We start from the raw sequence: 15,696 nt of genomic DNA, 5'->3' as shown, positions 1-15,696 counted from the left end.
CCAGATGTATAAAGTAGTAGAGATTCCAAATGAGATTTTACGGGTCACGTGTGATCCGGTGACGAAATTTGATAAAAAGTTGCGTCAGACGGTCGACCGACTGTTCGACACGATGTACGAATATGACGGCGTCGGCGTTGCCGCCCCGCAGGTCAACTTGAACCAACGGCTCGCCGTCGTCCATACGGATGATGAGACGGGACCGCTCGTGTTGATCAATCCAGAGATCATCGAGACGTCGGGAAGCGAGGTCGGCCTTGAAGGGTGCTTGAGCATCCCGGGAGAGTTCGGATTCGTCGAACGGCATGAGACGATCGTCGTCAAGACGCAAGATTTGAAGGGGCGCTACCAACAAGTGAAGGCGAGCGGCTTCTTCGCTCGGGCGATTCAACATGAGATCGATCATCTCGACGGGGTGTTGTTCACGGACAAACTCGCCGTGCCGGAAAAAGGGACGGATCAACGCATCGTCTTCATGGGCACTCCGACGTTTGCCGTATCCGTACTTGAGCGCTTGCTCGAAGAAGGATACAATGTCGTAGGTGTCGTCTCGCAACCGGACAAGCCGGTCGGACGAAAACGCGAACTGAAACCGACGCCGGTGAAAGAGTGTGCCCTGCGCCACAACATCCCGGTGTTACAGCCTGAAAAGGTGCGCACCGATTATGCGGACATCTTGGCACTTGAACCGGATTTGATCGTGACGGCGGCGTACGGTCAAATTGTTCCGACCGAACTGTTAGAAGCGCCGAAACATGGAGCCATCAACGTCCATGCCTCGCTCTTGCCGAAACATCGGGGTGGTGCTCCAATCCATCAAGCCATCCTCGACGGAGACAAAGAGACGGGCGTCACGATCATGTACATGGTCGATAAGCTCGATGCCGGCGATATGATTGCCAACACGGTCGTACCAATCGAAGAATTGGACACGGTCGGTACGTTGTTCGACAAGCTCGCGGTCGCAGGGTCTGACTTGTTAATCAAGACGCTTCCTGCTTTCCTTGCTGGTTGGATTGAAGCCGTGCCGCAGGACGAGCGTGACGTCACGTTCGCACCGAACATCAGCCGGGAGCGGGAACAGATTGACTGGACCCGTTCCGGCACAGACATTTATAACCATATCAGAGGGATGAATCCGTTCCCGACGGCGTATACGACAATTGCGGGTGAACGGGTCAAACTGTTCTTCGGGTCGAAGACGTCAGGGACGGGTGAACCGGGAACGATTGTACGGCTTGAAGAGGATGGGTTTGTCGTCGCGACAGGTGACGCGGTCGCTATTAAAGTGATCGATTTGCAACCATCTGGTAAAAAACGAATGGACGGGGCCACATTTATGCGTGGGGCCGGCCAAAAGTTACAAGTCGGCGATCGACTAGGAGGATAATATGAACGTACGAGTTGCAGCGCTTGATACGCTAATCAAAATCGAACAAGGCGGCGCCTATTCGACGATTGCGGTCAACGACCTATTGAAACAAAAAAAATTAGCGACGAAAGACGTCGGCCTCTACACGGAGCTCGTCTACGGGACGCTCGGTCGGAAACGGACGCTCGATTATATTTTAGAGAAGCGGGTCCAAAACCCGAAAAAATTGGACAAATTTGTCTTGCCGCTCTTGCGGATGAGCGTCTATCAACTGTTTTATCTCGACAAGATCCCGGATCGGGCCGTGTTGCATGAAGCGGTTGAAATCGCGAAAAAACGGGGCCATTCGGGAACCGGCAAGTTCGTCAATGGCGTTTTGCGCAACGTCGTCCGGGATGGGTTCCCGGATTTGAGCACGCTGCCAGACGCTGAACGGATTGCCATCGAACATAGCCATCCTGATTGGCTCGTCGCCGAATGGGTGGAGACGTATGGTGTCGAAGCGACCGAGGCGATGTGCAAATTGAATAACGAACCGGCGCCGGTCACAGTCCGGGTCAACCGCCAACGTGTCACCGTTGACGAGATGATTGAACGGCTCGCTGAAGTCGATGTCGTCGCCACACGGTCGGAACTATCAGCGGACGGGCTCGTCATCGAGTCCGGAAACGTTCACGCGACGGCGTTCATCGACATGGGCTTGTTGTCGATTCAAGATGAGAGCTCGATGATTGTCGCCGATGCGCTTCAAGCCGCGAAGACAGAACGCGTGCTCGATGCTTGTGCCGCCCCGGGCGGGAAGGCGATGCATACGGCCGAACGCATGGACGGCGGAACGCTCGTCGCGCTCGACTTGCATCCGCATAAAGCGAAGTTGATTGAACGACAAGCGAAGCGTCTGCATATCGATGGAGTGACCGCACTTGCCCTCGATGCCCGTCAGGCCGGTGACAAGTTTGAACCGGAGAGCTTCGATCGGATTTTGCTCGATGTCCCATGTTCAGGACTCGGCGTCATCCGCCGCAAGCCCGATATCAAATGGACAAAAGACAAATCTGCTCTCGCCGGACTGCCGAAAGTCCAGCGTGAAATCATCGACGCCGTCTTGCCACTCCTCAAACGAGGTGGTACGCTAGTGTACTCGACATGTACGATCGACCCGTCTGAGAATGAGCAACAGGCCGATTACATTTTGTCGAACGGATTGACGTGGGATGAGACACTCCAGGACCGTCTTCCACAAGTATTGCGCCCGATGGTGTCATCGGACCGCGCTGAACTCAAATTACTCCCGACGACGTTCGGGACGGACGGTTTCTATATCGCCGCATTCAAGAAAGAGGTATAAACATGAATCCAAAAGCAGTTGAAAAAAATCCATTGGTCGGTGCCAAGCCGTCACTCTATTCCCTCACGTATTCAGAACTCGAACAGTGGCTCATCGAAGCAGGAGAAAAATCGTTCCGCGCGAAACAGTTATATGACTGGATGTACGTCAAGCGTGTGACATCGTTCGACGATATGACGAACGTCTCTAAACCGCTCCGCGAGAAATTAGACGCGGCGTTCCAATTGACGACGTTGAAAGAGCTCGTCCGTCAAGAATCACAGGACGGCACGATCAAGTTCTTGTTCGAGCTTCAAGACGGTTATTCGATCGAGACGGTGCTCATGCGTCACGAGTACGGCAACTCGGTCTGTGTCACGACACAAGTCGGCTGCCGGATTGGCTGTACGTTCTGTGCCTCGACACTCGGCGGTTTGAAACGTAACTTAGAAGCCGGTGAAATCACGGCGCAAGTCCTCGACGTCCAACGCGCACTCGACGCAAGTGGAGAGCGAGTCGACTCAATCGTCGTCATGGGTATCGGCGAACCGTTCGATAACTACGACGAATTGATGCGCTTCTTGCGCACGGTCAACCACGATGACGGCTTGAACATCGGTTCACGCCATATTACGGTGTCGACAAGTGGGATCGTACCGAAGATTTACAAGTTCGCCGATGAAGGGATGCGCATCAACTTCGCCATTTCGCTTCACGCGCCGACGACAGAGATTCGGACTCGTCTCATGCCGATCAACCGTGCCTACAACTTGGATAAGTTGATGGAAGCCGTCAACTACTATACAGAGAAGAGTGGTCGCCGTATCACGTTCGAATACGGTTTATTCGGTGGTGTCAACGACACGGAAGAACACGCCCATCAGTTGGCGGACTTGTTGAAAGGCGTCAAATGTCACGTCAATTTGATTCCAGTCAACCACGTGCTCGAGCGCGACTACGTCCGCACACCACGTAAACAAATTTTTGCCTTTGAAAAAGTGCTCAAAGACCGAAAAGTGAACGTGACGATTCGTCGCGAACAAGGTTCGGATATCGATGCGGCTTGTGGGCAGCTTCGAGCGAAGGAGCGCGAACAAGAAACGAGGTAATCAGGAAGATGGAATTAGCATACCGAACCGACCGGGGGCAAGTGAGAGCGCAAAACGAGGATGCCGTCTTGATTTTAGGGGACGAGCACGCCGGGATCGCACTCGTGGCCGACGGTATGGGAGGGCATGAAGCCGGGGAGGTCGCGAGTCAGCTCGTCATCGAGCAGTTTCGTCGTGCCTTCCCGACGCTGCCGGCCTCACCGATGGAGATGGAGAATTGGTTTCGCCACAACGTGGAACTGGCCAATGAGCAAGTGCTCGACTTCTCGAAACAAGCGAACCTGCTCATGATGGGGACGACGATTGCCGGTGTCTGCTGGCACGACGAGACGATCGTCATCGTCCACGTCGGGGATAGTCGTGTGTATGCCTTGCGTGACGATAAACTTCAGCAGTTGACAGAAGACCATTCCTACGTGAACGTGTTGAAGCAACTCGGGGAGTTGACTGAGGAAGAAATGCGCGTCCACCCGAAACGTAATATCATCACCCGTGCGATCGGCTCGAAAGAGCATGTCGAACCTGATCTGCAAGTGTTTGCCGAACCCGAGTTTGACACGATTTTAATCTGTACGGACGGCTTGACGACGCATTTGACCGATGACGAGATCAAGCAAGTCTTGGAACGTCCCGTCTCGGCGGACGTCAAGGCGGATCAATTGATCGATCGAGCCAACCGTTTGGGTGGGAGTGACAACATCACTGTTGCCCTCGTCCAGTTCACAGATAGAAAGAGAGGATGAATCCGATGCGAAGTGGAGAACGAATCAACGATCGTTATCGGATCGAACAGCAAATCGGCAGCGGCGGCATGGCAAATGTCTACCGGGCTCACGATGAGATTTTAAACCGAACCGTCGCCATCAAGGTGTTGCGATCTGAATTCTCGCATAATGAACAATTTATACGCCGGTTTGAACGAGAAGCCCATGCGGCGACGAGTCTGAACCATCCGAATATCGTCGCCATTTACGACGTCGGAGACGAACGCGACATCTATTACATCGTCATGGAACATGTCGACGGGATGACGCTGAAACAATATTTGCAAGAAGAGTACATATCTGTCGACGAGGCGCTTCGCATCATGGGACAGATTTGTGATGCGATCGACCATGCCCATGCGAATCGAATCATTCATCGGGACATCAAACCGCAAAACATGATGATCGATCAGAGCGGCAACGTCAAAGTGACGGACTTTGGGATTGCGGTGGCCATGTCGAACGCGACGCTGACCCATACGATGTCGGTCCTCGGGTCGGTCCACTACTTTTCCCCGGAGCAAGCGCGCGGAAAGTTCGCCGATGAGAAGTCAGATATTTATTCGCTCGGCGCCGTGCTCTATGAACTCGTGACCGGCCGGGTGCCGTTCATCGGCGAGACGCCGGTCGCCGTCGCGCTGCAGCATCTGCAAGACGACCCAATTCGACCGATGGATTTGAACCCGAACATCCCGCAAGCGCTCGAGAACTGTATTATGCAGGCGCTCGCGAAGTCACCGGGCGCACGTCATGCCTCGGTCGCCGCGTTCAAAAAAGATTGCATGACGTCACTTGATTCAGAACGTGCGAATGAACCGAAGCGGTCGAACGCTGAGCAAGATGCGTTTGATCAGACGCTCGTCATGGCGCCAGTCGTACCGGATGAGCCAAACGTCAAAGAGGCGCCCGAGCAACCGGTCGCAGTAAGTGAACCCGTGAAAGACAAACCGAAACGGAAGAAGAAGTGGTGGCTTTGGCTCTTGCTTGCGCTCCTGTTGATTGGTGGCGGGATCGGGGCTTACGTCATCGCTGACGAGATGTCCCGTGCCGTCGTCCCGGACGTCGTCGGCATGACGAGCGACGAGGCGACGACCGAGCTCGAAACGGCCGGTTTTGTCGTCGAGGCAACTGAACGGGCAAGTGACAACATTGCCGCTGGCGACGTCATCTCGCAGACACCGCAAGCCGGACGGAAGCCGAAACGTGGGACGACCGTGACAATCGTCGTCTCGGCCGGAAAAGAAACGGTCGAGATGCCGGATGTTGAAGGACTGTCCCAGTCGTCGGCCGAACGGACGCTCAAAGATCTTGAGTTCACGGATATCGAGATTCAGTCGGAGGCATCCGAGACGGTCGATAGCGGGGATGTCATCTCCCAATCGATCGCCCCAGGCAACGAGGTCGTCCCATCTGAAGAGACGGTGACGCTCGTCGTCTCGACCGGCAGTAATAAAATCGAACTCGCCAACTTGGCGGGCTATACGTTCGAGGAAGCGACGACGTATGCCGAACAGAATAGCTTGAAAATCGTCAAACGTGATGAGTATTCAACGAGCGTTCCTGCAAATCAAATCATCCGCCAACTCCCGACGGCAGGAACGGCAGTCGACCCGGGGACGGAACTGACCGTCATCGTGTCACAAGGGGTCGAACCGACCGACGTCTCAATCGAACGGGAAGTCAACGTCGAAATCGAGCCGCCGCCCGAAGGGGAAGAGGCTGAAGCGCTCGAAGTCGTCATTCGGACGGTCGATGCCCGTGGCGAAGTCGAGGTGTTGCGTGATAAGATAACGGAGACGACGACTTACTCGTATACGCTCGTCATCGCACCGGACGAAGTCGGAACCGCGACGATTGAAGTCGATGGCGAAGTTGTTCGCACGGATACGGTGACTTACGCACAAGCAAAAGAATCACAATGAAGAGGTGGCGTGCGCGTCGCCTCTTTTTCTAAGGAGGGAATGGAATGAAAGGTACGATTATTCGATTACAAGGCGGGTTTTATGACGTCATGACGGAAGAGAAACAAGAGATCCGTTGTCGCGCCCGCGGCAATTTCCGAAACCGGAACATCTCACCTGTCGTCGGCGACGATGTCGACATCCAAGACCAAGGGGATGGTACCGGTTATATATTGGCTGTTGACGAGCGGTCGAACCATCTCGTCCGTCCGCCAATCGCCAATATCGATCAAGCGTTCTTGTTATTCTCGGTAAAAGAGCCGGCGTTCTCGTTCCATCTGCTCGACCGTTTCCTCGTCTTGATTGAATCGAAGCAAGTCCATCCGATTATCGTTTTGACGAAAATGGACTTGTTGACGGAGTCGGAACGGGAGAAGATTCATGAAGCAGCGGCCTTATACCGTTCGATCGGCTATGAGGTCATCGAGACGTCGACCGAGGACGGATCGGGAATCGAACAAATTCGTGGGTCGTTTAAGGAGAAGACGAGCGTATTCGCCGGACAGACCGGGGTCGGCAAGAGCTCGCTCTTGAACGCGGTCGCACCTGAGCTTGAACTTGCGACCGGGAAAATCTCGAAATCACTCGGGCGCGGTAAGCATACGACGCGTCACGTCACCCTTATCACGCTTGCCGACGGGCTCGTGGCCGATACGCCTGGTTTCTCGAGCCTCGAGTTCCCAGAAGAACTCGAAGTCGAAGAGATGCGCTGGTGTTTCCCTGAGTTCGTCGAGCGGCACGATGACTGTAAATTCCGCGGTTGTGCCCATTTGAACGAACCAGGTTGTGCCGTCAAAACGGCCGTCGAAGCTGGAGAAATCGCTTCCACCCGCTATGAGAATTATGTTACGTTTATGGCAGAGTTAAACGATAGACAACGGAGGTACTGACATGATTAAAATTGCACCATCGATTTTAGCGGCGGACTTCGCCAATTTAGAGGCAGAAGTGAAGGCGGTCCAAGAGGCTGGAGCGGATTACATCCATTTTGACGTCATGGACGGTCAATTCGTCCCGAACATCTCAATCGGCCTACCGGTGTTAGCGAGCTTACGGAAGAAGTCGGACATGGTACTCGACGTCCATTTGATGATCGACCAGCCCGAACGGTTCGTCGAAGATTTTATCAAGGCCGGGGCAGACATCGTCACCGTCCACGTTGAAGCGACGAATCATTTGCATCGCGTGTTGCAACAAATCAAAGCGGCTGGCGCCAAGTGTGGTGTCGTCTTGAATCCGCATACGCCGCTGTCGTCGATTGAACATGTGCTCGGTGACGTCGACATGGTGCTCCTTATGACGGTGAACCCTGGCTTTGGGGGCCAGGCATTCATCGAATCGGTCGTCCCGAAAATTGCAGCGCTGAGCGAGATGCGCCAAGCGCGTCGTCTCGACTTTGAAATCGAGATCGACGGCGGTGTCAACGCAGAGACGGCGAAATTATGCATCGACGCTGGAGCTGATGTGCTCGTGGCTGGCTCAGCCATCTATAACGAGCCGAGCTATAAAGACGCAATCGATAGCATTCGTCACGCATCTCGTGTATAATCGTCAATAGAACAACAAATATTGTCGCAAGGGGTGTCACATTCTGTGGCTGAGAGGCATTTGCTAACCCTTTGAACCTGTTCCGTTCACACGGACGTAGGGATGTGGCGAAAATGCACGTTGCTACTCGATAGCAGCATGGCGTTTACGTCATGCTGCTTTTTGTCGTTCGCTCATATAATTAGGAGGGAAATAGATGAAACAACGTTTAAAATTACAGGCGCTCATTGAAATCTCATTGTTCGCCGCACTCGGTTTGATTTTTGATTTGCTCATCCCGTTCCGGATGCCGCAAGGCGGGTCAATCAGCTTGGCGATGTTGCCGATTTTCGTCATGGCGTATCGTCACGGTTTGAAAGGCGGACTTGCGACCGGTGCACTTGTCGGAACGCTGCAACTGCTGTTCGGGGCCTATATCTTCACGCCGGTCCAGTTCCTGCTCGACTACACGTTCGCTTACGGTGTCGTCGGGATGGCGGGGCTGTTCGCTGGTCAAGTGAAACGAGCCGCCAAGGATGAGGCGAAAAAGACGCTCGTCGTTTATTTGGTGCTCGGCGCGCTCCTCGGTTCACTGCTTCGTTACGGGGCCCACGTCTTGTCGGGGATCGTCTTCTTCGCCGAATACGCGGAAGGTCCGGTCGTCGCCTACTCGTTCGCCTATAACATGACGTACATGCTCCCGTCCTTCCTCGTGTCGGCCGTCGTCCTCGTCCTCTTGTTCGTCTCGGCACCGCGCTTCGCGACGCTCGCGACCCGGGACGTCCGCTAATGCGGGTGTTGATTGTGGCGGCCAGCCCGGAACCAATCTCGGGACTCCCGCGTGACGTCGATTACATCATCGGCGTCGATGGGGGGTACGAGACACTGTTGAACCACGGGCTGAACCCAGATCTCGTCGTCGGCGATTTCGACTCCTTCACGGGCGAAGTGCCGATCGACGCCGTCCGTTATCCATCTGAGAAAGATGTGACCGACCTCGAGATCGCTCTCGAGGCGGCACGGGGGCATGGCGCGACGGAAATGCTCATCTACGGTGCGCTCGGCGGCCGGCTCGATATGACGCTCAGCAATATTGGTCTGCTCGAGGCGTATCCTGAGATGCGTCTCGTCACGGCAGGGCAGACGGTACGACTCGTCGGGTCGGGACGCTATGAACTCCCGCGTCAAGACGGTCACTATTTGTCGCTCATCCCATGGAAGCAGGCGAACGTGACCATCCGCGGCGTCAAATATCCGCTCGACCGTCACGATGTCGTCAGCCATGAGGCGCTCACCATCTCGAACGAATGGGACGATGAAGCGGCGGACTTGATCGTGCACGACGGTATGGTGCTCGTGCTGTCTATCAAAAAATGAACACAAAAAAATCCCATCGGCGAATGCCGCTGGGATTTATTTCGTTCGTGTATAAAAATTATACGCGTTCAACGAGACCTGATTTAAGAGCGCGAGCTGAAACCCAAACTCGTTTAGGTTTACCGTCAACGAGAATACGAACTTTTTGTACGTTTACACCCCAAGTGCGTTTTGTCTTGTTGAGTGCGTGCGAACGGTTGTTACCTGATTTAGGTGATTTACCTGTTACGTAGCATTTACGTGCCATGCGTTTCCCCTCCTTTTTTATGTGGGTTCGTCCTAATAGACACTCGTTTATATTAGCACGGGTTTTTTCACGATGCAACTAGAAAATCATAGGATGACAAGAAAAAAACTTGACATTACTGGAAAGGATTTTAATAATGAATGAGGGTTACGGCTACAATTGACCGAGTTTATGGAGCAGGTTCTTTTAATAACTAGGTACTTATTGTAGAATGTAGTGAAGGAATCATTCCGAATAAAGGAGGCTACTCCATATGGCAATTGAAATGAAGACAACATATGGCAATATTGACATCACGAACGACGTGGTCGCGACACTCGCAGGCGGTGCGGCGATGGAATGTTTCGGCGTTGTGGGAATGGCGTCTCAAGCTCAATTGAAAGACGGGATCGCAGAACTATTGAAACGTGAAAACTACGCCCGAGGCGTGGTCGTACGTCAAGATGGAGAAGACGTACATATCGACATGCACATCATTGTAAGCTACGGGACGAAAGTGTCGGAAGTCGCATACAACGTGCAAAGCCGTGTAAAATACACGCTCGGTGAAACTTTAGGATTAAACGTTTCGTCGGTAAACATATTCGTACAAGGCGTTCGTCTGACGAATGACTGACGAGAACGAAGGAGGATTTGGTGTGGGTTTAAAACGTTTAGATGGATTGGTGTTCGCGAACATGGTCGCGAACGGTGCAGCCAACTTGAGCCAGAATGCGGATTATGTAGATTCGCTTAACGTCTTCCCGGTGCCGGACGGCGACACGGGGACGAACATGAATTTGACGATGACATCGGGTGCGAAAGAAGTGGCCGCACTCAACTCGGCGAATATCGCTGACGTCTCATCGAAGTTTGCACGCGGTCTCTTGATGGGGGCACGTGGGAACTCGGGCGTTATTTTGAGCCAGTTGTTCCGTGGTTTCGGTAAAGCAATCGAAGGCAAGACAGAAGTGTCGACAGTCGATTTCGCCGAAGCGTTGAAACGTGGCGTCGATACGGCATACAAGGCGGTTATGAAACCGGTTGAAGGAACGATTTTGACGGTTGCTCGTGAAGCGGCCGACGAAGCGCTCCGTGCTTCAGAGTCGACGAGCGACTTCAACGAGTTCATGGAACGTGTGATCGTGGAAGCGAAAGCTTCACTCGAGCGGACGCCGGACTTATTGCCGGTCTTGAAAGAAGTTGGCGTCGTCGATTCGGGCGGCCAAGGCTTGCTCGTTATTTATGAAGGGTTCCTTGCGAGCCTTGAAGGAAAAGAGCTCGAGAAGCCACATGCACCGGTCATGGATGCGCTCATCGAAGCCGAACATCATGCCCACGCCGCGCAAGGATTCATGTCGACCGAAGACATCGAGTTTGGTTATTGCACGGAAATCATGGTTCGTTTCCAAGACGCGAAGTTGAAGGATGCCCCGTTCAACGAGGATGCGTTCCGCAACGAACTGTCTGAACTCGGGGACTCACTCCTCGTCGTCGCAGATGAAGAGTTGCTTAAAGTTCACGTTCACGTCGAGACGCCAGGCGACGTCATCACGAAAGGACAGCGTTACGGTGAACTCGTCGCTGTCAAAATCGAGAACATGCGTCAACAGCACTCGACCATTTTAGAAGAAGAACACGGCGCGAACCAACATGGCGTCCAACCGACGGCTCCGAAGGCGAAAGCGCCATATGCGATTGTCACGGTCGCGATGGGTGAAGGTGTCAGCGACTTGTTCCGTTCACTCGGTGCGGCTCACGTCATCGAAGGCGGCCAGACGATGAACCCGTCGACGGAAGATATCGTCAAGGCGATTGAAGCGGCCAACGCGGATCATGTCTTCATCTTCCCGAACAACTCGAACATCATCATGGCTGCCGAACAAGCGGCTTCGGTCGCACCTTGCGGCGTCTCGGTCATTCCGACGAAGACGGTGCCACAAGGACTTGCGGCAGCGATCGCGTTCAACCCGGAAGCCGATGTCGAGACGAACGAAAGCGTCATGAAGACGGCGGCTAGTACCGTCAAGTCTGGTCAAGTGACGTATGCGGTTCGTGATACGAGTATCGACGGCGTCGAGATTCGTAAAGACGACCACATGGCGATCGCCGAGAAGAAAATCGTCGCCTCATCGGCCTCGAGCCTCGAAGCGGCGAAGAAATTAGTCGACGCCCTCGTGGATGCCGACGATGAGATCATCACGATCTTGACGGGCGAAGGTTCGTCAGCAGAAGACGTGGAGGCACTCTCGGCGTACATCGAGTCGAAGAACGACGAGATTGAAATCGAGGTTCATGACGGGAAACAACCGCTCTACTCCTACATTTTTAGTGTGGAATAAGCTGTAACTCAGCCCTACCTTCTGTATAATGAAGGTAGGGTTTTTTTGAAAGGGGGAAATGCGATGAAATATCGCAGTGTGTTTGATATCATCGGACCGGTCATGGTCGGTCCATCGAGTTCGCATACGGCCGGAGCCGCGCGCATCGGCCTCATGGCTGGGAAGTTGTTCGGGCGAACGCCACGACTCGCACACATCACGTTTTATGGGTCGTTCGCCGATACGTATCGGGGGCACGGTACCGATGTGGCCATCGTCGGTGGGATCATGGGCTTCGATACGTTTGATTTGCGCATCCCGCAAGCGCTCGATATCGCGAAAGAGCGCGGCATCGAGGTCGTCTTTGAGACGAGCGATGCGCTGACGGACCATCCGAACACGGCCCGCGTCCGGCTAGAAGACGAGGACGGTACGTTTGAAATCGTCGGGATTTCAATCGGCGGCGGGACGATCGAGATCACCGAGTTGAACGGATTCCCGCTCAAATTGTCGGGCGGCGGGCCGGCACTCGTCGTCTTGCACCACGATCGCTTCGGGGCGATCGCGGCCGTGACGGGTATTTTGGCCCGGCATGAGTTGAATATTGGGCACATGGAAGTGAGCCGTCATGAGAAAGGCAAGCAAGCGCTCATGGCGATCGAGATTGATGATCATTTGTCAAAAGACGTGTTAGCGGAAATCGAGCGGTTACCTCAAATCGAGCGGGTAGCCATCTTTGGGGAATAAGGAGACACCAATATGTTTAAATCAGTAGAAGAATTAGTCAGAACGGCAACGGAACGAGGGATTCCGATCTCAGAAGTGATGATCGAGCAAGAAGTGCACGTCAGACGCTCGACGCGTGAAGACGTCGTCGGCATGATGGAACGCAACCTCGAGGTGATGGAAGAGGCGGTTGCGCGGGCACTCGAAGGCGTGACGTCTGTGACGGGGTTGACGGGGAATGACGCCGTGCTCATGACCGACTATATCCGCTCGGGCAAGTCGCTCGCTGGGGATTTGATTTTAGACGCGGTCGCCAAAGCGATCGGGACGAATGAAGTCAACGCGGCGATGGGACGCATCTGTGCGACCCCGACGGCCGGCAGCGCCGGTGTCGTACCGGGTACGTTGTTTGCGGTCAAAGAGCGTCTGGAAATGGACCGTGACGCGATGGTCCGCTACTTGTTCACGTCTGGTGCGTTCGGGTTCGTCGTAGCCAACAACGCCTCGATTTCAGGGGCGGCCGGTGGTTGTCAGGCGGAAGTCGGTTCGGCGACCGGAATGGCCGCGGCGGCCATCGTCGAAGCAGCCGGTGGGACGCCGGAACAATCGGCGACGGCGTTTGCGATCGCCTTGAAAAACATGCTCGGTCTCGTCTGTGACCCGGTGGCGGGTCTCGTCGAAGTGCCGTGTGTCAAACGGAACGCCATGGGTGGAGCGAACGCGATTGTCGCGGCCGATATGGCCCTCGCTGGTATCACGTCTCGCATCCCTTGTGACGAGGTCATCTCGGCGATGCATGAGATCGGCCAGATGATGCCGACCGCGTTGAAAGAGACAGCCCGCGGCGGACTTGCCAATACGCCGACGGCCCGCCGTCTCGAACGAAACATCTTTGGAGAGAAAGAAAATGTCGAGAAGTGAGGCGCTGACGACGCTCAAAGGGGTCGGGCCAGAGATGGCCAAAAAATTAGAGACGATGGGTCTCGAACGAATCGAGGACGTGCTGGAGCACGTCCCGTTTCGTTATGAAAATTATAATAGCGGCACGGTAACGACGGCCATCCACGGCGACCTCGTCAAATGGAGCGGTACCGTCCAAGCGGAACCGCTCGTCCGTTATTACAGTAAAGGCAAGAACCGGCTCCAATTTCGGCTATTGCTCGAGGAACGCTACGTCGTCCACGTGACGATGTTCAACCGGGCGTTCTATAAAGACAAGCTCACGCTCGGCGCCACCGTGACGGTCAAAGGGAAATGGGACATGAACCGGATGACAATCAGCGCGACCGACCTCGAGTTCGGTGAACTGTCGGACGGGCTGCAACCGATTTATTCGCTTCGGGCCGGGTTGACCCAGAAGAACTTCAGCCGGATCGTCAAGCTTGCGTTTGAACAGACGACCTCGTTCGAGGACCGCCTGCCGGAATTGATTCGGCAACGCTATCGTCTCGAGGATCGGGAGGCGATGTTAAAAGGGATGCATTTCCCTGATTCGGTCGAGACGTACAAACAGGCACGCCGCAGTTACGTCTATGAAGAATGTCTGCTCTATCAATTGAAGCTTCAGGCGTTCCGGAAGATGGAACGGTCGGGTAAAGGCCGTGCCCTCACGCTCGATAAGCCTCAATTGAACGAATTCGTCAAACAACTTGCGTTTCCGTTGACCGGGGCGCAGACGCGTGTCATCCGGGAAATCGTCGGGGATTTAGAAGTGCCAGAACGAATGAATCGGTTGCTACAAGGGGATGTCGGGAGCGGAAAGACAGTCGTTGCCGCGATCGCCTTGTATGCGACGGTGAGCGCCGGCTATCAAGGGGCGCTCATGGTCCCGACCGAAATTTTGGCTGAACAGCATCTCGCCTCGCTTCAAGCGCTGTTTGAGCCGTACGGGATTCGAGTCGGTTTATTGACGAGTTCGGTCAAAGGCAAGGCCCGTACTGAGTTGCTTCAGGCCATCAAAGCGGGGGACGTCGATATCATCGTCGGGACGCACGCCTTGATCCAAGGGCCGGTCGAGTTCTCGCGCCTACATTTAGCCATCACCGACGAGCAACACCGGTTCGGAGTCGAACAGCGCAAGATGCTCCGTGACAAGGCGGAGCTCGCCGACGTGCTCTATATGACGGCGACACCGATTCCACGGACGCTCGCCATCAGTGCTTTCGGCGAGATGGACGTTTCGACGATCGATGAGATGCCGGCCGGCCGGAAACCGATCGAGACGTATTGGGCCAAGACCGACCAAATCGATCGGGTCCACGCGATGGTCGACCGTGAACTGACGCTTGGACGCCAAGCGTACGTCATCGCGCCGCTCATCGAGGAATCGGACACGCTCGAGGTCGAGAGTGCGACCGCACTCTACGAAGTGTTGCGGGAACGTTTCCCAAACTACGCGGTCGGTCTCATGCACGGAAAACTGTCGAGCACCGAGAAAGATGACGTGATGAAGGCGTTCGCCAGCAATGCCCTCCAAATCCTCGTCTCGACGACGGTTGTCGAGGTCGGCGTGAACGTCCCGAACGCCTCGCTGATCATCATCCATGATGCGGAGCGGTTCGGCTTGGCGCAACTACACCAGTTGCGCGGACGCGTCGGTCGAGGCGCCGCCCAATCTTATTGTATATTGGTAGGGGACCCGAAGTCCGATGTCGGCAAACTTCGTTTGAAGACGATGACGGAGACGAACGATGGATTCGTCTTGGCCGAGAAAGACTTGGAATTGCGCGGGGCCGGTGATTTCTTTGGGACGGCCCAAAGCGGTCTTCCGAGCTTCCGCGTCGCCGATCCCGTACTTGATTTAAAAGTGATGGAGGTAGCGATGCAAGACGCGGTTCGTCTGCTCGGCAGCGAGGCGTTTTGGAATGAAGCGACGTATGCGCCGCTCCGTCAATACTTGAAGCGACTCGACTTACTCGTCGGGAGCCGCTTGGAATGAGAAACAACACTTGAAAATACAATCTAAAGAATATATACTGCTATTAGT

15 protein-coding genes, 1 pseudogene and 1 riboswitch are annotated in these 15,696 nt (G+C 54.6%); of the genes and pseudogenes, 15 read left to right on the top strand and 1 reads right to left on the bottom strand.

The annotated features are described in order from the left end of the window. Positions 1–4 precede the first annotated feature (4 nt). The 10 genes and pseudogenes from def to KNP82_RS03350 all read left to right on the top strand — a co-directional run. A pseudogene (gene def / locus KNP82_RS15655) lies at positions 5–436 on the top strand (peptide deformylase); the annotation flags it as partial. Between the two features lie 39 nt (positions 437–475). Then, positions 476–1,390 carry a methionyl-tRNA formyltransferase gene (fmt, locus tag KNP82_RS03390; protein ID WP_308162237.1) on the top strand — a complete coding sequence of 305 codons (915 nt, stop codon included), beginning with the start codon at positions 476–478 and terminating at the stop codon, positions 1,388–1,390. A 1-nt stretch (position 1,391) separates the two neighbouring features. Beyond that, positions 1,392–2,720, top strand: a complete 1,329-nt coding sequence (gene rsmB / locus KNP82_RS03385) for a 16S rRNA (cytosine(967)-C(5))-methyltransferase RsmB (RefSeq protein ID WP_034777128.1) — start codon at positions 1,392–1,394, stop codon at positions 2,718–2,720. A gap of 2 nt (positions 2,721–2,722) precedes the next feature. Continuing rightward, the gene (rlmN, locus tag KNP82_RS03380; protein WP_034777130.1) at positions 2,723–3,808 is read left to right on the top strand and encodes a dual-specificity RNA methyltransferase RlmN; all 1,086 of its coding nucleotides are present in this window, start codon (positions 2,723–2,725) and stop codon (positions 3,806–3,808) included. A gap of 8 nt (positions 3,809–3,816) precedes the next feature. Continuing rightward, on the top strand, positions 3,817–4,551 hold the full coding sequence (locus KNP82_RS03375; protein WP_034777132.1) for a Stp1/IreP family PP2C-type Ser/Thr phosphatase: 735 nt from the start codon (positions 3,817–3,819) through the stop codon (positions 4,549–4,551). A 5-nt stretch (positions 4,552–4,556) separates the two neighbouring features. After that, the gene (pknB, locus tag KNP82_RS03370; RefSeq protein ID WP_214710584.1) at positions 4,557–6,494 is read left to right on the top strand and encodes a Stk1 family PASTA domain-containing Ser/Thr kinase; all 1,938 of its coding nucleotides are present in this window, start codon (positions 4,557–4,559) and stop codon (positions 6,492–6,494) included. 44 nt (positions 6,495–6,538) lie between these two features. Beyond that, a complete protein-coding gene (rsgA, locus tag KNP82_RS03365; protein ID WP_214827036.1) occupies positions 6,539–7,423 on the top strand; it encodes a ribosome small subunit-dependent GTPase A in 885 nt (294 codons plus the stop codon). Between the two features lies 1 nt (position 7,424). After that, positions 7,425–8,081: a ribulose-phosphate 3-epimerase gene (gene rpe, locus KNP82_RS03360; RefSeq protein WP_034777139.1), complete on the top strand. Its 657-nt coding sequence runs from the start codon at positions 7,425–7,427 to the stop codon at positions 8,079–8,081. 19 nt (positions 8,082–8,100) lie between these two features. Then, a riboswitch (TPP riboswitch) is annotated at positions 8,101–8,201 on the top strand. Between the two features lie 76 nt (positions 8,202–8,277). Continuing rightward, entirely contained in the window at positions 8,278–8,850 is a 573-nt protein-coding gene (gene thiT / locus KNP82_RS03355; protein ID WP_021067081.1) for an energy-coupled thiamine transporter ThiT, read from the top strand. Continuing rightward, complete coding sequence (locus KNP82_RS03350; protein ID WP_214827033.1) at positions 8,850–9,437, top strand: thiamine diphosphokinase; 588 nt, start codon at positions 8,850–8,852, stop codon at positions 9,435–9,437. Before thiT ends, KNP82_RS03350 begins: the two co-directional genes overlap by 1 nt. Before the next feature lie 58 nt (positions 9,438–9,495). Here the strand turns inward: KNP82_RS03350 and rpmB are convergent, their stop codons facing one another. Further along, positions 9,496–9,684 (bottom strand): 50S ribosomal protein L28, encoded by a 189-nt coding sequence (gene rpmB, locus KNP82_RS03345; protein ID WP_015881349.1) that lies wholly within the window; start codon positions 9,682–9,684, stop codon positions 9,496–9,498. Positions 9,685–9,937: 253 nt separating this feature from the next. On the opposite strand from rpmB, the gene KNP82_RS03340 reads away from it, so the two are divergent. The 5 genes from KNP82_RS03340 to recG all read left to right on the top strand — a co-directional run bounded on the left by KNP82_RS03340 (position 9,938) and on the right by recG (position 15,648). Beyond that, complete coding sequence (locus KNP82_RS03340; RefSeq protein WP_016509701.1) at positions 9,938–10,300, top strand: Asp23/Gls24 family envelope stress response protein; 363 nt, start codon at positions 9,938–9,940, stop codon at positions 10,298–10,300. Between the two features lie 22 nt (positions 10,301–10,322). Further along, positions 10,323–12,005 (top strand): DAK2 domain-containing protein, encoded by a 1,683-nt coding sequence (locus KNP82_RS03335; RefSeq protein ID WP_214827030.1) that lies wholly within the window; start codon positions 10,323–10,325, stop codon positions 12,003–12,005. A gap of 63 nt (positions 12,006–12,068) precedes the next feature. After that, complete coding sequence (gene sdaAB, locus KNP82_RS03330) at positions 12,069–12,731, top strand: L-serine ammonia-lyase, iron-sulfur-dependent subunit beta (protein WP_214763874.1); 663 nt, start codon at positions 12,069–12,071, stop codon at positions 12,729–12,731. A 12-nt stretch (positions 12,732–12,743) separates the two neighbouring features. Continuing rightward, positions 12,744–13,631: an L-serine ammonia-lyase, iron-sulfur-dependent, subunit alpha gene (sdaAA, locus tag KNP82_RS03325; protein WP_214763875.1), complete on the top strand. Its 888-nt coding sequence runs from the start codon at positions 12,744–12,746 to the stop codon at positions 13,629–13,631. Further along, on the top strand, positions 13,618–15,648 hold the full coding sequence (gene recG, locus KNP82_RS03320) for an ATP-dependent DNA helicase RecG (RefSeq protein WP_214763876.1): 2,031 nt from the start codon (positions 13,618–13,620) through the stop codon (positions 15,646–15,648). The genes sdaAA and recG overlap by 14 nt, the downstream gene beginning before the upstream one ends. The last annotated feature ends 48 nt before the right edge of the window (positions 15,649–15,696 follow it).

Source organism: Exiguobacterium sp. s26, assembly GCF_018618235.1.
Taxonomy (GTDB): Bacteria; Bacillota; Bacilli; order Exiguobacteriales; family Exiguobacteriaceae; genus Exiguobacterium; species Exiguobacterium chiriqhucha.
This window is presented reverse-complemented; position numbering and strand designations above follow the sequence as displayed.